Source organism: Nocardioides sp., assembly GCF_035503875.1.
In the GTDB taxonomy this organism is placed as follows: Bacteria; Actinomycetota; Actinomycetes; order Propionibacteriales; family Nocardioidaceae; genus Nocardioides.
Genome location: NZ_DATJTA010000007.1, coordinates 54792 through 71841 on the forward strand (window position 1 = coordinate 54792; position 17050 = coordinate 71841).

General features: G+C 72.0%; 17 protein-coding genes. 9 read left to right on the top strand and 8 right to left on the bottom strand.

Annotation, left to right across the window (positions count from 1 at the left end; all coding sequences use genetic code 11):
* The first annotated feature begins 2 nt into the window (after positions 1-2).
* From VMF51_RS01550 to VMF51_RS01580, 7 genes are all read left to right on the top strand, one after another.
* Positions 3-698 (top strand): flagellar biosynthetic protein FliO, encoded by a 696-nt coding sequence (locus VMF51_RS01550; protein ID WP_325472623.1) that lies wholly within the window; start codon positions 3-5, stop codon positions 696-698.
* The gene (gene fliP, locus VMF51_RS01555) at positions 695-1567 is read left to right on the top strand and encodes a flagellar type III secretion system pore protein FliP (protein WP_325472624.1); all 873 of its coding nucleotides are present in this window, start codon (positions 695-697) and stop codon (positions 1565-1567) included. Before VMF51_RS01550 ends, fliP begins: the two co-directional genes overlap by 4 nt.
* 9 nt (positions 1568-1576) lie before the next feature.
* On the top strand, positions 1577-1846 hold the full coding sequence (gene fliQ, locus VMF51_RS01560; protein ID WP_325472625.1) for a flagellar biosynthesis protein FliQ: 270 nt from the start codon (positions 1577-1579) through the stop codon (positions 1844-1846).
* Between the two features lie 23 nt (positions 1847-1869).
* The gene (locus tag VMF51_RS01565; RefSeq protein ID WP_325472626.1) at positions 1870-2637 is read left to right on the top strand and encodes a flagellar biosynthetic protein FliR; all 768 of its coding nucleotides are present in this window, start codon (positions 1870-1872) and stop codon (positions 2635-2637) included.
* Between the two features lie 7 nt (positions 2638-2644).
* On the top strand, positions 2645-3793 hold the full coding sequence (locus tag VMF51_RS01570) for an EscU/YscU/HrcU family type III secretion system export apparatus switch protein (RefSeq protein ID WP_325472627.1): 1149 nt from the start codon (positions 2645-2647) through the stop codon (positions 3791-3793).
* 77 nt (positions 3794-3870) lie between these two features.
* Positions 3871-5937, top strand: a complete 2067-nt coding sequence (flhA, locus tag VMF51_RS01575; protein WP_325472628.1) for a flagellar biosynthesis protein FlhA — start codon at positions 3871-3873, stop codon at positions 5935-5937.
* Positions 5934-6302 carry a hypothetical protein gene (locus VMF51_RS01580; protein ID WP_325472629.1) on the top strand — a complete coding sequence of 123 codons (369 nt, stop codon included), beginning with the start codon at positions 5934-5936 and terminating at the stop codon, positions 6300-6302. Before flhA ends, VMF51_RS01580 begins: the two co-directional genes overlap by 4 nt.
* Before the next feature lie 517 nt (positions 6303-6819).
* Here the strand turns inward: VMF51_RS01580 and VMF51_RS01585 are convergent.
* From VMF51_RS01585 to pdxH, 4 genes are all read right to left on the bottom strand, one after another.
* Positions 6820-8679, bottom strand: coding sequence for an ABC transporter ATP-binding protein (locus tag VMF51_RS01585; protein ID WP_325472652.1), 1860 nt, complete (start codon positions 8677-8679; stop codon positions 6820-6822).
* Positions 8680-8762: 83 nt separating this feature from the next.
* Positions 8763-10502, bottom strand: a complete 1740-nt coding sequence (locus tag VMF51_RS01590; RefSeq protein WP_325472630.1) for an ABC transporter ATP-binding protein — start codon at positions 10500-10502, stop codon at positions 8763-8765.
* Positions 10502-11128 carry a helix-turn-helix domain-containing protein gene (locus tag VMF51_RS01595; RefSeq protein ID WP_325472631.1) on the bottom strand — a complete coding sequence of 209 codons (627 nt, stop codon included), beginning with the start codon at positions 11126-11128 and terminating at the stop codon, positions 10502-10504. Before VMF51_RS01595 ends, VMF51_RS01590 begins: the two co-directional genes overlap by 1 nt.
* Positions 11129-11172: 44 nt before the next feature.
* Positions 11173-11823, bottom strand: coding sequence for a pyridoxamine 5'-phosphate oxidase (gene pdxH / locus VMF51_RS01600; protein ID WP_325472632.1), 651 nt, complete (start codon positions 11821-11823; stop codon positions 11173-11175).
* Between the two features lie 88 nt (positions 11824-11911).
* Here pdxH and VMF51_RS01605 point away from each other — a divergent pair, with 88 nt between their 5' ends.
* Complete coding sequence (locus VMF51_RS01605; RefSeq protein ID WP_325472633.1) at positions 11912-13015, top strand: citrate synthase 2; 1104 nt, start codon at positions 11912-11914, stop codon at positions 13013-13015.
* A 2-nt stretch (positions 13016-13017) separates the two neighbouring features.
* Here the strand turns inward: VMF51_RS01605 and VMF51_RS01610 are convergent, their stop codons facing one another.
* Together VMF51_RS01610 and VMF51_RS01615 are read right to left on the bottom strand one after the other, a co-directional pair.
* Positions 13018-13608 (bottom strand): hypothetical protein, encoded by a 591-nt coding sequence (locus tag VMF51_RS01610; RefSeq protein ID WP_325472634.1) that lies wholly within the window; start codon positions 13606-13608, stop codon positions 13018-13020.
* Positions 13608-14102: a GNAT family N-acetyltransferase gene (locus VMF51_RS01615; protein ID WP_325472635.1), complete on the bottom strand. Its 495-nt coding sequence runs from the start codon at positions 14100-14102 to the stop codon at positions 13608-13610. Before VMF51_RS01615 ends, VMF51_RS01610 begins: the two co-directional genes overlap by 1 nt.
* Before the next feature lie 127 nt (positions 14103-14229).
* On the opposite strand from VMF51_RS01615, the gene serC reads away from it, so the two are divergent.
* Positions 14230-15348 (top strand): phosphoserine transaminase, encoded by a 1119-nt coding sequence (serC, locus tag VMF51_RS01620; RefSeq protein WP_325472636.1) that lies wholly within the window; start codon positions 14230-14232, stop codon positions 15346-15348.
* A gap of 166 nt (positions 15349-15514) precedes the next feature.
* On the opposite strand, the gene VMF51_RS01625 is transcribed toward serC, so the two are convergent.
* Both VMF51_RS01625 and VMF51_RS01630 read right to left on the bottom strand, forming a co-directional pair.
* Positions 15515-16015 carry an O-acetyl-ADP-ribose deacetylase gene (locus VMF51_RS01625; RefSeq protein WP_325472653.1) on the bottom strand — a complete coding sequence of 167 codons (501 nt, stop codon included), beginning with the start codon at positions 16013-16015 and terminating at the stop codon, positions 15515-15517.
* Entirely contained in the window at positions 16012-17016 is a 1005-nt protein-coding gene (locus VMF51_RS01630) for a DNA topoisomerase IB (protein WP_325472637.1), read from the bottom strand. The genes VMF51_RS01625 and VMF51_RS01630 overlap by 4 nt, the downstream gene beginning before the upstream one ends.
* Positions 17017-17050: the final 34 nt, after the last annotated feature.

Consider the following 17050-nt stretch of genomic DNA (forward strand, 5'->3'; position numbering starts at 1 on the left):
CCATGATCGAGCTCGCCGTCCGGATGGTCTTCTCGCTGGCCGTCGTGCTGGGCCTCCTGCTGCTCTGCGCCCGCCTGGGCGCCCGGCGCTTCAAGGGCCGCACCAGCTCGCCGCTGCAGGTCCTGCACCGCCAGTCGCTGAGCCGCGGCTCGGGCCTCGCCCTGGTCTCGGTCGGCGGCCGCGTGCTGCTGCTCGGCACCACCGACCAGCAGGTCCAGATGCTCACCGAGCTCGACCCGGCCACCGTCGACGTCCCGGCTCCGGCCGAGACGGACGAGGCCACCGAGGCCGCCGAGGCCGCTGATGCCGACGCCGGCCGGGACAGCCTGTTCGGCCGGACCGCGCGCCTCGTCGAGGAGCCGGTCCGCTGGCTCGAGCCGCGCCGGGCGTCGAAGCGCGGTCTCGCGGCCGCCGCCGTCGCGGCGAGCACGGCGCCCTGCGCCGACCCGGCCGGCAGCGCGTCGGCCGACCTGGCCCCGGTCCAGGAGGCGGAGGTCGCCTCCTTCGCCGCCACCTTGGAGGCCGAGCTGGAGGCCGAGCTGAAGGCGGCCGTCACGGCCCCCCGGCTCACCCCGGCCCAGGTGCTGCTCTCCGAGGAGCGGACCCCCGGCGCTCCGTCCGGCCCGCTGACCGGCTCGCTCCTCTCCCCCGACACCTGGCGCCTCGCGGCGCGTGCGGTCACCCGGCGCGCCTCGTGACCCGCCCGCTCCAGCGCCTCGGAATCCTCCTGGGCGCTCTCCTCGGCATGCTCGTGATCGGGGGCCTCGGCGCGCTCGCCCAGCCGGCCTCCGCGGCGGCTCCCGTCGCCGCGAGCACGTCGGTCGCGACGGTCGTCGTACCGGTCCTGGCCGACGAGGGGCCGTCTGGCCCCGGCGGCCCGGCCGGTCCGGCCGAGCCGGGCGACGGGTCGGTGGTGGTGGAGCTCGACGGGCTCACCGACGAGCCCAGCTCCTCGATCACGCTGCTGCTGACGATCACGCTGCTCTCGCTGGCACCGGCCATCCTGCTGACCTGCACCTGCTTCACCAAGATCCTGATCGTCCTGGGCCTGACCCGCAACGCGCTCGGGCTGCAGCAGACCCCGCCGAACCAGGTCCTGGCCGGGCTGGCGCTCTTCCTGAGCCTGTTCATCATGGCGCCGGTGCTCTCCGACATGAACGAGCAGGGCGTCCAGCCCTACCTCGACGGCGAGCTGACCAGCGCCCAGGCGTGGGACGCCGGCATCGACCCTCTGAAGACCTTCATGCTCCACCAGACCGGGGACGAGGAGATCGAGCTCCTCGCGAACGTCGCCCAGCGCGAGCTGCCCGGCGACCGCGCCGACACCCCGATGACCATGCTGGTGCCCGCCTTCGTGCTGAGCGAGCTCAAACAGGCGTTCATCATCGGGTTCATCATCTTCATCCCGTTCCTCGTCATCGACCTCGTCGTGAGCGGGGCGCTGATGGCGCTGGGCATGATGATGATGCCGCCGGTGATGGTCTCCCTCCCGTTCAAGCTGCTGCTCTTCGTCCTCGTCAACGGCTGGGGACTGGTGATCACGTCCCTGGTCGCCAGCTATCAGTAGGGACCCGTCATGTCCGACAACGACATCATCGACATCGCGATGCAGACCATGGTGGTCTCGCTGAAGCTCTCCGCCCCGATCCTGGTCACCGCCCTCGCGGTCGGGTTCCTGATCTCGCTGTTCCAGTCGATGACCCAGATCCAGGAGTTCACCCTGGCGTTCGTGCCGAAGGTCGTCGCCGTCGGCGGCGCCATCGTGCTCAGCGGCAACTGGATGCTGCACACCCTGATGACCTTCACCGAGCAGCTCTTCGAGCGCATCCCGTCGCTCCTCGGCTGACCCCGACCAGGACCCCCACGCCCATGACCGTCTCCATCGCCGGCGAGCCCGCGATCGCGTTCCTCCTCGCGTCGCTGCGCATCGTCGCGTGGATGGCCGTCGTACCGCCGTTCTCCTCGCGCGGCGTGCCGGCGGGCGCCAAGGTGGTGCTCAGCCTGGGCCTGGCCCTGGCGGTCGCGCCCGCGATGGCGCAGACCGAGATCCCCGTGGACACCTACGGGATGCTCCTCACCGCGCTGACCCAGGTGCTGATCGGTCTGGCGATGGGCTTCCTGACGTCGCTGCTGTTCGCCGCGATCGCCGCGGCAGGCAGCATGGTCGACGTCTTCGGCGGCTTCGCACTCGCCCAGGGCTTCGACCCGCTGGCGATGAACAACTCGACCGTCTTCGGCAAGTTCCACCAGATGCTGGCCACCATGCTGCTCTTCGCCAGCGGCGGCCACCTGCTGGTCATCGGCGGCCTGTTGACCACGTTCCGGCTGCTGCCCATCGGCGAGACGCCCGACCTCGACCGCAGCTCGGTGCTGCTCACCAAGGCCTTCGAGGTCTTCTTCGTGACCGCCGTGCAGATCGCGCTGCCGATGATCGCGGTGCTGTTCGTCGCCGACCTCGGCCTCGCCCTGATGACCAAGGTCGCGCCCGCACTGAACGCCCTCAACGTCATGTTCCCGGCCAAGATCGGGCTGACCCTGCTCCTCGTGGGGCTCTCCTTCCCGGTCCTGCCGGGCGTCATGGACCACCTCGTCGAACTGGCCCTGGAGGCCATGGCGACCTTCGCGGGAACGGGGTGATCGGCCCATGAGCGAGGAGAAGACCGAGCAGCCCACCGCCAAGCGCAAGAAGGAAGCGCGCAAGGAGGGACAGGTCGCGCGGACCCAGGAGCTCGGGGCGTGGTCGGCGCTGCTGCTGCTCACCCTGGCGCTCCCGAGCCTGGTCGGCTACGAGCTGGCGGAGCTGCGGGCGCTGATGATCCGGAGCCTGCGGCTCATCGAGGAGCCGACCGTGCCCGGGGCGCTGCAGCTCTTCGGCGACGCGGGCCTGCACACGTTGGTCGTCATCGTGGCGCTCGGGACCGGCATGATGCTCATCAGCGTCGCGGCCACGATCGCGCAGGGCGGCTTCTACGTCGCCAGCAAGGCGGTCAAGCCGAAGCTGTCCAAGCTCGACCCGATCCAGGGCGCCAAGCGGGTCTTCGGACCGCAGGCCCTCTGGGAGGGCGTGAAGATGCTGATCAAGTGCGCCATCGTGGCCGCGATGGTCTACTCGGCCGTCCGCGGCATGATGCCGCTGCTCGGCGGCATGGTGCCCTTCGACGTGGTCTTCGAGGCGCTCGCCGCGCACGCCATGTCGATGCTGCGCAGCGCCGCCCTCGCCGGCGTCGTGATGGCCGCGCTCGACTACCTGGTGCAGCGGCGCCGGACCGGCAAGCAGACCCGGATGAGCAAGCACGAGGTCAAGCAGGAGCACAAGCAGAGCGACGGCGACCCGCTGGTCAAGAGCGCCATCCGCTCCCGCCAGCTCGCCACCGCCCGGAACCGGATGATGGCCGACGTCCCCCAGGCCGACGTCGTCCTGGTCAACCCGACCCACGTCGCCGTCGCCCTGCGCTACCAGCCCGACCGGAACGCGCCGATCGTCGTCGCCCGCGGAGCAGGCGCGATCGCCGCGCGGATCCGCGAGGTCGCGTCGGAGGCCGACGTACCCCTGGTGCAGGACGTGCCGCTGGCCCGCGCCCTCTACACCTCCACCGAGGTGGGCCAGCAGATCCCCGCCGAGCTGTTCGCGGCGGTGGCGCAGGTGCTGGCCTTCGTCATCGGCCGCCGCAACACCGGCCGCACCGGCGGGCGCCACGACAGCCCCCGCCGCGTCGAGGTCCCGCAGGTCGCGCCGGCCGGGCACCGCCGGCGCCGCCCGATCACCTCAGGTCCCCTCCTCACCGGTCGATAGGGCAGCTGAGGCCAGGACGGCGTCACTCGTGGGCCACGGACGGCGACCACATCCGAACTCAGGAGACGACCCGTCCCATGGTCCTCAAGCGACTGACCCAGCTCGGCGTGCCCCTCGGCATCGTCCTGATCGTCGTGATGCTGGTCGTCCCGCTGCCCGCCGTCCTGCTGGACCTGCTGATCGCCGCGAACATCACCGGCGGGCTGCTGGTGCTGCTGACCGCCATGTTCGTGGTCCGGCCGCTGGACTTCGCGTCCTTCCCCGCCGTCCTGCTCGTGATGACGCTCTTCCGGCTGGCGTTGAACGTGAGCGCCACCCGGCTGGTGCTGGTCGACGGGTACGCCGGCAAGGTGATCGAGACCTTCGGCCACTTCGTCGTCGGCGGCTCGCTCATCGTCGGCCTGATCATCTTCGCGATCCTGCTGGTCATCCAGTTCATGGTGATCACCAAGGGCGCCGAGCGGGTCGCCGAGGTCGGCGCCCGCTTCACCCTCGACGCGATGCCCGGCAAGCAGATGGCCATCGACGCCGACCTGAACTCCGGCCTCATCGACGAGGACGAGGCACGCCGGCGCCGCCAGGAGGTGCACGCCGAGGCCGACTTCTACGGCGCCATGGACGGTGCCTCGAAGTTCGTCAAGGGCGACGCGATCGCCGCCATCATCATCACGGTCGTCAACCTGCTCGGCGGCTTCGCGATCGGCATGACCCAGATGGGGATGTCGGCGGGCGACGCGATCTCGACGTACAGCCTGCTCTCGGTCGGTGACGGCCTGGTCTCCCAGATCCCCGCCCTGCTGCTCTCGGTCGCCACCGGCCTGATCGTGACCCGCAGCGCGGGCGACGCCGACATGGGCTCCGACATCGTGCGGCAGCTGACCACCAACAAGATGCCGCTGCGCGTGGCCGGCTTCGCCTCGATGACGATCTGCCTGATCCCCGGCCTGCCGAAGATCCCCTTCCTGCTCACCGGCGGGGTCCTGCTGCTGATCTCGACCCGGGTCTCCGAGCCGCTGGCGGGCCAGGCCGATGCCGATGCCGCCGTCGCCGAGATCGCCGCGCGCCCCGACGACTCCCCCGAGGGACTCGCCGCCGAGATCCAGGTGGATCCGCTCGGCCTCGAGCTCTCCGCCGACCTGATCGACCTCGTCGACACCACCAGCGGCGGCGACCTGCTCGAACGGGTCAAGGCGCTGCGCCGGAAGGTGGCCGCCGAGATCGGCGTCGTCGTACCTCCGGTCCGCACCCGGGACAACCTCGAGCTGCCCGCCCGGACGTACGCCATCAAGCTCTTCGACATCGAGATCGCGCGCGGCGAGGCGCCCCAGGGCACCGTGCTCGCCATCGGCGACTTCCTCGGATCGCTGCCCGGCGAGCCCACCCGGGAGCCGGTCTTCGGCCTGGAGGCCAAGTGGATCCCGGCGGAGCTGCGCGGGCAGGCCGAGCTCAGCGGCGCCACCGTCGTGGACCGGGCGGCCGTGATCACCACGCACCTCGCCGAGATCGTCTCCACCCACGCCGGCCGGCTGCTCGGCCGCGAGGACGTCAAGATGCTCACCGAGGTCGTCAAGCGCAGCCACCCCAACGTCGTCGAGGAGCTCACCCCCGCCCTGCTCAGCCTCGGCGAGGTGCAGCGGGTCCTCGCGGCCCTGCTCGACGAGGGCGTCTCCATCCGCGACCTGGTCCGGATCTTCGAGGCCCTCTCCCTGCGCGCCCAGGCGACCAAGGAGCTCGACGCGCTCGTCGAGGCCGCCCGCACCGCGCTCGGCCCCGCCATCGTGGCCCCGCACGTCAGCGACGACACCGTGCACGTGATCAGCCTCGAGCCGCAGCTGGAGCAGCGGATGCTGGAGTCGCTGCGGCCCTCCGACCAGGGCGCGACCATCGCTCTCGACCCGGTCACCACGCACGCCGTGGTCGGCAGCGTCGCCCAGCTGATGCTGGACGCCGAGAACCGCGGCATCCACCCGATCCTGGTGTGCGCGCCGCAGCTGCGGGCCGCCGTACGACGACTCGTGCACACGACCGTCGACCGGCTGCCCGTGCTCGCCTACACCGAGCTGACCGGGACCGCCCAGGTCCGCTCCGCCGGCGTCGTGACAGGCGACGCCGACCGCACCCCGATGATGGAGGTCACCGCATGAGGATGCTGTCCGCCCCCGTGCTCGCCGGCGCCGTGCTCGCGTCGTCGCCCGCGCTCTACCAGGGCTTCATCACCCGGACCGTCCCGATGGAGGACGCCGGGAGCCGCTTCGCCGTGGCGCTCGTCATCGCCTGGCTGGCCATGTCGGCCGTCGCGATGCTCGTCGGCGAGCCGCCGAAGCCCGTCCCTGCGGCGGAGGGATCCTCCGCCGACGCGGCGGTCGACGCGGCGGTCGACGCGGCTCCGGCGACGGCCACCGTCGCCGACCCGGCCCCGATCGCCGACACCATGCCGCTCGGCGAGCCGATCGGCGAGCTGTCGGCCGGCCCCTCGGCCTCCGGCGGCGGGGCGACCCAGGCGGCCTGACGCCTCCTGGGGGCGGGCACTGGGCGGGTCCGGACATGCAGCGACCCGCAGGCGTGGCTTTTCGGACCGGAGTCCGAGCGCCGCACCGGAGGACGTGGTTCCGGTTCACCTGCGGGTCGGGTAGCTGCTTGGGATTCGCCAGCAGCTTCAGGGGTGCTTCCACCCCGTCGTCCTGCTGGGGCTGCTAGCGGGCAGCCACCTCACGCGTCCTGAAAGAACTCATTCTTCGGACCACCTCCTTTCCCGTGTACGACGAGGCTAGGTCGGCCGTTCGTGCCGCTCAAGGCATTTAGCCCCGGGCCGGTGGCCAGCGGCTCCCGGGGCCGCCCTACGGCCGCAATTGCGGCCGTAGGACAGGACGAACCGCCGCCGGGTCGACGTACCGCCGCAATTGCGGCCGTACGACAGGGTCAACCGTCGCGAGCCTGTCCAACGGCTGCAATTGCGGCCTCCGGACAGGCCGACCCGGCCCACCCCCGGCCCCGGCCCACCCCCCAGTCCCGGCCCAGCCCCGGCCTCACCCCGCCGCAGCCGCCGCGAACTGCGCGGCGTGCAGCCGCGCGTAGGCGCCCTCGGCGGCGATCAGCTCGGCGTGGGTGCCCTGCTCGACGATGGCGCCGTCCTCCATGACCAGGATCAGGTCGGCGTCGCGGATCGTGGAGAGCCGGTGGGCGATGACGAACGACGTGCGGTCGGTGCGCAGGGCGGCCATGGCCTGCTGCAGGAGCAGCTCGGTGCGGGTGTCGACGGAGCTGGTGGCCTCGTCGAGGATCAGCAGCGCCGGGTCGGTGAGGAACGCCCGCGCGATCGTGACCAGCTGCCGCTCCCCCGCGGACAGGTTCGAGCCGGACTCGTCGACGATCGTGTCGTAGCCGTCGGGCAGCGAGTGCACGAAGCGGTCGACGAAGGTCGCGCGCGCCGCCTCCAGCACCTCCTCCTCGCTCGCGCCGGGCCGGCCGTAGGCGATGTTGTCGCGGATCGTGCCCTCGAAGAGCCAGGTGTCCTGCAGCACCATGCCGATCTGACCCCGCAGCTGCGCCCGGGGTACGGCGGCGATGTCGACGCCGTCGATGGTGATCCGGCCGCCGTCCAGCTCGTAGAAGCGCATCACCAGGTTGACCAGGGTCGTCTTGCCCGCGCCGGTCGGGCCGACGATGGCGACGGTCTGCCCGGGGCGCGCGACCAGCGAGAGGTCGGTGATGAGCGGGCGCTCGGCGTCGTACGAGAAGGAGACGTGCTCGAAGGCCACCTCGCCCCGGCGCGCGGCCGGGACGCCGGAGCCCGCCTCCTCGACCGGCTCCTCGTCCGCGTCGAGCAGCTCGAAGACGCGCTCGGCCGAGGCCACGCCCGACTGCAGCAGGTTCGTCATCGAGGCCAGCGTCGTCAGCGGCTGGGTGAACTGCCGCGTGTACTGGATGAAGGCCTGGACCTCGCCGAGCGTGAGGGCGCCGCTGGAGACGCGCAGCGCGCCGATGACCGCCACCACCACGTAGTTGAGGTTGCCGATGAACATCATCGTCGGCATCACCAGGCCGCTGATGAACTGCGCCTTGAAGGAGACGTCGTACAGGCCCTCGTTGTGCTCCTCGAAGTCCTTCTCGACCTCGCGGGTGCGGCCGAAGACCTTGACCAGCGCGTGACCCGAGAACGACTCCTCGATGTGCGCGTTGAGCTGTCCGGTACGACGCCACTGCGCGACGAACTGACCTTGCGAGCGCTTCATGATCGCGCGGGTCGCGATCAGCGACACCGGCACGCTGACCAGCGCGACCAGGGCCAGTAGCGGGGAGATCCACAGCATCATCGCGAGCACGGCGACCAGGGTGAGCACCGACTGGAGGAGCTGGCTCATCGTCTGCTGCAGGGTCTGGCTGACGTTGTCGATGTCGTTGGTGACCCGGCTCAGCAGCTCCCCGCGCGGGGAGCGGTCGAAATAGCCGAGCGGCAGCCGGTGGATCTTGTCCTCGACGTCCTGGCGCATCCGGCGCACCGCCCGCTGCACGACGCCGTTGAGGACGTAGCCGGCCAGCCAGGACAGCAGCGAGGCGACGACGTACACGGCCAGCACGAGCAGCAGCCAGCGGCCGACCTGGGTGAAGTCGACGCCCTCGCCGGGGACGACCCCCTGGCCGCGTACGGCGTCGGGCAGCTCGGACTCCGGCGTGCCGGCCGGCAGCCGGCCGCCGATGAAGCCGCGGAAGACCAGGTCGGTGGCGTGCCCGAGCAGCCGCGGGCCGATCGACATCAGCAGCACCGAGACCACGACGAGGCCGACGACGAGCATCGCCCACCACCGGTCCGGTCGCAGTCCGGCGACGAGCCGCCGGGCGGACGGGCCGAAGTCCATCGCCTTCTGGCCGACCTGGCCGGCCGCCATCGGGCCGCGGCCCGGGCCGCCCTGGGGGGCCTGGATCCGCTCGGTGGCCTGGAAGGACTGAGTGGGCTTCTTGGTCTGCTCGCTCATGCGACGGCCTCCTCGGAGGTGAGCTGGGACGCGACGATCTCCTGGTAGGTGGGACAGTCCTCGAGGAGCTCGGCGTGCGTGCCGCGGCCGACGACCCGGCCGCCATCGAGGACGAGGATCGCGTCCGCGTCGCGGATGGTGGAGACCCGCTGGGCCACCACGACGACGGTGGCGTCGGTGGTGACCGGCTTCAGCGCGGCGCGCAGCCGGGCGTCGGTGGCCAGGTCGAGCGCCGAGAACGAGTCGTCGAACAGGTAGATCGACGGTCGTCGTACGACGGCGCGCGCGATGGCGAGCCGCTGACGCTGGCCGCCCGAGAAGTTGGTGCCGCCCTGCGCCACGGGCGCGTCGAGCCCCTCGGGCAGCGCCGCGACGAAGTCGCGCGCCTGCGCCACCTCGAGGGCCGACCACATGTCCTCGTCGCTCGCGTCCGGGTGACCGTGCTGGAGGTTGCTGCGGATCGTGCCGGAGAAGAGGTACGCCTGCTGCGGCACCAGGCCGATCTGCGACCAGAGCACGTCGGGATCGAGGTCGCGGACGTCGACGCCGGCGACCCGGACGGTCCCGCCGGTCGCGTCGAAGAGCCGCGGGACCAGGTTCACCAGGGTGGTCTTGCCGGCGCCCGTCGAGCCGACGACCGCGGTGGTGGTCCCGGGCCGGGCCTGCAGGGAGATCCCGTCGAGCACGGGGTCGTCGGCCCCGGGGTAGGCGAAGGTGACGTCCTCCAGGTCGAGCCGGCCCCGGTCGGCGGGATCCGGCGTCACCGGCTGCTCGGGCGGGCGCACGGACGTCTCGGTGTCGAGGACCTCGGCGATCCGCTCGCCGCAGACCGCCGAGCGCGGGACCTGCATGAGCATGAAGGTGCCCATCATCACCGACATCAGGATCTGCATCAGGTAGGAGAGGAACGCGGTCAGCGCCCCGACCTCCATCTGGCCGCTGTCGACGCGGTGGCCGCCGAACCAGATGACGGCGACGCTGGAGACGTTGACGACGAGCATCGCGAGCGGGAACAGCGTCGCCATCCACCGGCCGGCGCTCACGGCGACCTCGGTGAGCCGGTCGTTGGCCTCCCCGAAGCGCTCCCTCTCGTGCGGCTCGCGCACGAACGCGCGGACCACCCGGATGCCGCTGATCTGCTCGCGCAGCACGCGGTTGACCTCGTCGATGCGCTCCTGCATCGCCCGGAAGCTCGGCACCATCCGCGAGATCACGAAGCCGACGCTGGCGAACAGGGCGGGCACGACGACGGCCAGGATCCACCCGAGACCCATGTCCTCGCGCAGCGCCATCAGCACGCCGCCGACCATCATGATCGGGCTGGAGACCGCGATCAGGCAGGTCATCACGACCAGCATCTGCACCTGCTGGACGTCGTTCGTGGTGCGGGTGATCAGCGACGGGGCGCCGAAGTCCTGGACCTCCCGGGTCGAGAACGTCCCGACCCGCGCGAACAGGTCCCGTCGCACGTCGCGGCCGAAGGCGGTCGCGGTGCGGGCGCCGTACCAGGACGCTCCGACGGAGCAGGCGATCTGGACCACGGACACCGCGAGCATCAGCCCGCCGAGGCGCCAGATGGTGCCGGTGTCGCCGGTGACGACGCCGTCGTCGATGATCCGGGCGTTGAGGCTGGGCAGGTAGAGCATCGCGAGGACGCCGACGAACTGCAGGACGACGACCGCGGTGAGCCAGGCGCGGTACGGCGCGAGCCGCTCGCGGAGCAGGCGGACGAGCATCAGGACTCCTGGCTCTCGGGCGCGGGCGTGCGGAGCAGCCCGTACAGGACGGTGTGAACGGCGTCCTCGGCGGTGACCAGCCGGCCGTCGGACAGGTGGGGGTGGCTGCCGACGAAGACCAGCATCCGGAGACGGTGCACCAGGTCCTCCGCGGGCACCGAGAGCCGGTCGGCGTCGGCGCCGACGACCTCGACGAGCATCCGGGTCAACTGCGCGAGGTGCTCCTCGCGGTCGTGGGCGTGGCGGGTCGAAGGGGGTGGCTTGACCAGGCCGACCTTGGCCATCAGGTCGAAGGTCGCGCGGTAGCGCTGCTGGAGCACCGAGGCCGCCCGGACCAGCCGCTCCTCCAGGGGCAGCGCCGGGTCGATCTCGGCGAGCCGCTCGACCATCGCGCCCGGCACGAAGGCCCGCGCGATCGCCGCGTCGACCAGCTCGTCCTTGGTCGCGAAGACCCGGAAGATCGTCCCCTCGGCGACCCGCGCCTCCTCGGCGATCTGGCGGCTGGTCACCTGGCGGCCGTGCTCGCGCAGCAGCCGCAGGGTCGCGTCGACCAGCACCTCCCGGCGCTCCTCGCTCGACAGAGGCCGGGCCCGCGGGCGGCGGGGACGGTCGGTGTGGGTGCTCACCCGAGCAGCCTAAGTGAGTGAGCGCTCACTCACCATCGGTTTTCCTAGGGAGCCAGGCGCTCGGTCCGCCAGCCCTCGGGCGTACGGCGATAGACCAGCCGGTCGTGCATCCGTCCCGGGCGGCCCTGCCAGAACTCGACGGCCTCGGGACGGACGACGTACCCACCCCACTCGTCGGGGACCGGGACGTCGCGGCCGTCGTACCGCGCCTCGACCTCGGCGTACGACGCCGCCAGCTCCTCGCGGCCGGCGACCACCCGCGACTGGTGGGAGGCCCAGGCGCCGAGCTGCGAGCCGCGCGGGCGGACGGCGAAGTACGCCGCCACGTCGGCGGGCGGCAGCGCGGTGGCCAGCCCGTCGATGCGGACCTGGCGCTCCAGCGGGTGCCAGGGGAACAGCAGCGCGCAGCGCGGGTTCGCCGCGAGCTCGTCGCCCTTGCGGGAGCGGGTGTTGGTGAAGAAGACGAAGCCGTCCTCGTCCAGCCCCTTCAGCAGCACCATCCGCGAGGAGGGCGCGAGGTCGGCACCGACCGTCGCGACGACCATCGCGTTCGGCTCGTGCAGGCCGGCCGCCCGCACCTCGTCGAACCACCGGCGGAACATCGTGACCGGGTCCGCCTCGAGGTCCCCCTCGGCGAGTCCCGCGGCGGCGTACTCCTGGCGAAGCGCGCGAAGGTCCAGATCTGCGTCGGCCATACCGGCCAGCCTAGGGATGGGTACACAATGCCGGGGGCGCCGGAGGGGGCGCCATCCGAGACGCATCCGAGACGAAGGAGTCGCGCCGATGACCGAGGTACACCATGGCCTGGAGGGCGTCGTCGCCTTCGAGACGCAGATCGCGGAGCCCGACAAGGAGGGCTCGGCGCTGCGCTACCGCGGCGTGGACATCGAGGACATCGTCGGCCGGGTGCCGTTCGAGAACGTCTGGGGCCTGCTGATCGACGGCAAGTACAGCCCCGGGCTCGCGCCGGCCGAGCCCTACAACCTGCCCGTGCACACCGGCGACGTCCGCGTCGACGTGCAGGCGGCCGTGGCGATGCTGGCCCCGGCCTTCGGCTTCGGCCAGACCTACGACATCAGCGACGAGCAGGCCCGCGAGGACATCGGCCGGCTCGCCGTCATGGTGCTCTCGTACGCCGCCCAGTCGGCCCGCGGCCTGCACCAGCCCGTCGTCCCCCAGAAGGTCGTCGACGAGGGCGCGACCCTCGCCGAGAAGTTCCTGATCCGCTGGAAGGGCGAGGCCGACCCCAAGCACGTCAAGGCGATCGACGCCTACTGGAGCAGCGCGGCCGAGCACGGCATGAACGCCTCCACCTTCACCGCCCGCGTCATCACCTCCACCGGCGCCGACGTCGCGGCCGCCTTCTCCGGCGCCATCGGCGCGATGAGCGGCCCGCTGCACGGCGGCGCACCGTCCCGCGTGCTCGGCATGATCGAGGACGTCGAGAGGTCGGGCGACGCCCGCGCCTACGTCAAGGGCCTGCTCGACTCCGGCGAGCGGCTGATGGGCTTCGGCCACCGCGTCTACCGCGCCGAGGACCCGCGCGCCCGCGTGCTGCGTCGTACGGCGCGCGAGCTCGACGCTCCGCGCTACGCCGTCGCTGAGGCGCTCGAGCAGGCCGCGCTGGCCGAGCTCCGCGAGCGCCGGCCCGACCGGGTGCTGGAGACCAACGTGGAGTTCTGGGCGGCCATCGTCCTCGACTTCGCCGAGGTGCCCGCGCACATGTTCACCTCGATGTTCACCTGTGCGCGCACCGGCGGCTGGTCGGCGCACATCCTGGAGCAGAAGACCACCGGCCGGCTGATCCGCCCCTCGGCGATCTACACCGGCCCCGCCGCCCGCAAGGCCGACGAGGTCGAGGGCTGGCAGGGCGCCTGGCACTCCTGAGGTCAGGGCCGCCGCGCGGTCCGGGCCAGATAGGCCCGCCCGCGCGGCGAGACGCCGTACCCGACGTCGAAGCTCTGGGTCAGCCCGAGGTTCTTCAGCTTCCGTACGTCGATCTTGAACGGGTCGCGCTCGCGACCCAGCTCCGCGGCCAGGTCGGGCGCGCGGGTGTGCGGGCGCCGGCCGATCAGCTCGAGCGTGGCCATCGTCCACGGTCCGTGGCTGCTGGCGCGGTCCAGCCGCTCCAGCCGCCGGTCGATCTCGGCGACGTCCTCGTCGCCGAGGTCGGCGCTCTCGCGCAGCGCGATCCGCGGGTCGGGGCCGGCGTACCCCAGCACGACGCGGTACGTCGGCAGCTCGCCCTCGACCTTGTCGAGCTGGCGGCGCAGCCGGGTCGCGTCCGGCCAGCCGGCGGCGAGCGCGTCCTCGTCGGAGATCGTGCCGGCGTCGACGAGGTCCACCGCGTCGACGCGCACGACCCCGGCCGCCGTGCGGAACTGCGATCCCACCTTCACGTCGGGCCTCGCCCAGCGGCGGAAGGCCAGCGTCACCGACCCGTCGGCGACGCCGTGAGCGACCTTCGGCGGCAGCAGCATCAGTCGATCCGGCGGGCGAAGCAGCGGTTGACCGGCGAGTCCCGGTAGTAGCCGAAGCCGGGGATCGGCTCGTAGCCGGAGGAGGTGTACATCGCGATCGCCTCCGGCTGCCGGTCGCCGGTCTCCAGCACCATCGCCTCGAAGCCCGCCGCCCGGGCGGTCGCCTCCAGGTGGGCGAGCATCCGGCGCGCGTGGCCGGCCCGCTGGGCGCGGGGTACGACGTACATCCGCTTGACCTCGGCGGTCCGCGTGGTGCCGAGCGCCTCGACGCCCTCCTTGCGCCAGGCTCCGGTCGCGACCGCGTCGCCGTGCAGGTAGCCGACGAAGAAGCTGCCCTCCGGCGGCGCGAACATCAGCGGGTCGAGCGGAGTCTCGTCGCGGCCGCCGTACCGGGCGACGTACTCGGCCTGGACCTCCTCGATCAGGCGCATCGCGTCGGGGTGGCCGTAGTCCACCCGGACGATCTCCAGCGCCCGCACCTCTGCCGCAGTCACGCGTCCCATGATCGCTCACGTCCGGCCGCCGGCCACGATTTATCTCGCCGCAACGCGGCTGCAACAATGGCCAGCGCTGACAGCGTGGTCAGGGAAGTCGCACTCCTCGCCCTTCGGAAGGCAGCACATGACCGACCTGCAGATCCCCGCCGACCTGCTCCCCGCCGACGGCCGCTTCGGCGCCGGGCCGTCGAAGATCCAGACCAGCCACCTCGACGCGCTCGCCGCGACCGGCTCGTCGCTGATGGGCACCTCGCACCGCCAGGCCCCGGTGAAGAACACCGTCGGCCGGGTCCGCGAGGGCCTCGCCGAGCTGTTCTCGCTGCCCGAGGGCTACGAGGTCGTGCTCGGCAACGGCGGCGCGACGGCGTTCTGGGACATCGCGACCTTCGGCCTGATCGAGAAGAAGAGCCAGCACCTGTCGTTCGGCGAGTTCTCCTCGAAGTTCGCCAAGGCCGCCGCCGACGCCCCGTGGCTGGACGCCCCGAGCGTGATCAAGGCCGAGCCCGGTTCCGCGCCGGTCGCCGAGGCCGAGGCCGGCGTCGACGTCTACGCGTGGGCGCACAACGAGACCTCCACCGCGGTGATGGCGCCGGTCGTGCGCCCCGCCGGCGCCGACGAGGGCTCGCTGGTCCTCATCGACGCGACCTCGGGCGCGGGCGGCCTGCCCGTCGACCTGAACGACGTCGACGCCTACTACTTCGCCCCGCAGAAGTGCTTCGCCTCCGACGGCGGCCTGTGGATCGCGCTCATGTCGCCCGCCGCCCTGGAGCGGGCCGCCCGGATCGCCGCGACCGACCGCCACATCCCGGCCTTCTTCGACCTGCCGACCGCGATCGACAACTCCTCGAAGAACCAGACCTACAACACCCCGTCGGTCGCCACGCTGTTCCTGATGGCCGAGCAGCTGGACTGGATGAACGCCAACGGCGGCCTGGCCGGCATGGTCGAGCGCACCACCCGCTCCTCCGACGCGCTCTACGGCTGGGCCGAGAAGACGTCGTACACGTTCCCGTACGTCGCCGAGGCCGCCCACCGCTCGCTGGTGATCGGGACCGTGGACTTCCAGGACGACGTCGACGCCGCCGCCATCGCCAAGACCCTGCGCGCCAACGGCGTCGTCGACACCGAGCCGTACCGCAAGCTCGGCCGCAACCAGCTGCGGATCGCGATGTACCCCGCCGTCGACCCGTCGGATGTCGAGAAGCTGACCGCCTGCATCGACTGGGTCGTCGAGAACTCCTGAGTTCGTCGGTCGAGTAGCCGCGAGGGACGAGCGGACGTATCGAGACCCGCGCGACGAGGTCTCGATACGCTCGCTGGCGCTCGCTACTCGACCAACGAGGGAGCCATCTCGCCGGTCGAGTAGCCCGCGAGGAACGAGCGGGCGTATCGAGACCCGCCGCAGCCAGCTACTCGGCCAACGCGGCGGCCACCTGCTCGTACGTCGGCCCGTCGAACGCCACGATCCGCGCCTCGTCCACCTTGGTGGGCGAGGCGCGGATCGTCTCGAGGGCACAGGCGATCGCGTCGTCCTTGGGCCAGCCGTAGACACCGGCGCTGACCAGGGGGAAGGCGACGGTGCGGGCGCCGAGCTCGTCCGCGACCTCGAGCGCGCGGGCGTAGCAGGACGTCAGTAGCGAGCGGTCGGTCTCACCGGCGTTCCGGTTCGGGCCGACGACGTGGATCACCCAACGCGCCGGCAGGTCGCCCGCGGTCGTCCAGCCCGCGTCGCCGGTCGCCAGCCCGTCGGGGAAGCGCGCGACGCAGTCGGCGAGCACCGCGGGACCGCCCGCCCGATGGATCGCGCCGTCGACTCCCCCGCCGCCCCGCATCGCGCGGTTCGCCGCGTTGACGATCGCGTCGACCTCCTGGGTCGTGATGTCGCCCTGCACCGCCGTGATCCGCATCAGGCCTCCTCGATCAGCCTCAGGGTCGCACGCTCGAGCGCCGCCTGGCGCTCGTCGGTGCTGTCGTAGCTGCGCCGGGTCGCGCGCTCGATGGTGCGGCCCTCGTCGTACGCGTCGACCACCCGCGGATCGACGTACGACGAGCGGGCCAGCGTCGGGGTGTTGCCCAGGAAGGAGGCGACCTCCTTCATGGCGCCGGCGACGGCCCGCTTCCGCGACGCCTTGGACTGCCCCGGCTCCGGCGTCTCCGCCAGGGCCGCGGCGGCCAGCACGGTCGCGTGCCAGGTGCGGAAGTCCTTGGCCGTGACCTCCAGCCCGGTCGAGGTGCGGATGTACTCGTTGACCAGCGCCGGCAGCAGGTCGCGCCACGACCGCCCGTCCTTGTACGACAGCAGCCGGTCGGTCGTGCCACGGCGCCGGCGCATCGCCTCGATGGTCTCGATCACGACCGCGTCGTCGATCTCGATGCGGTGGTCGACCCCCGACTTGCCGGTGAACGCGAACACCAGCCGGTCCTGCCGGCGGCGTACGTGCCGGCGCTCCAGCGTGGTGAGGCCGAAGCTGCCGTTCGCGTCGGCGTACACGTCGTTGCCGATCCGGAAGTACCCCAGGTCCAGCAGCCGTACGGCGGCCGCGCACGCCCGCTCCAGCGGCAGGCCCTCCCGTCCGAGGTCGGTGATGATCAGCTCGCGCGCCCGGGCCAGGGCGTGCCCGAAGGCCAGCATCCGGTCGAACTTCTCCGCGTCGCGCCGTTCCCGCCAGGCCGGGTGGTAGAGGTACTGCCGTCGCCCGGCGTCGTCGGTGCCGACGGCCTGCAGGTGTCCGTTCTCGTACGGCGTCACCCACACGTCGCGCCACGCGGGCGGGATGACGAGGTCGCGCACCCGCTGGGCGTCCTCCTCGGGCAGCCGCTCCCCGTGCTGGTCGAGGTAGACGAAGCCGCGACCGGCCCGGCGCCGGGTCCAGCCCGGTTGGGCGGGAGAGGTACGTCGCAGTCGGGGCACGGGACGTGAGTAGCCGCCGGCGACCCCCGGCAAA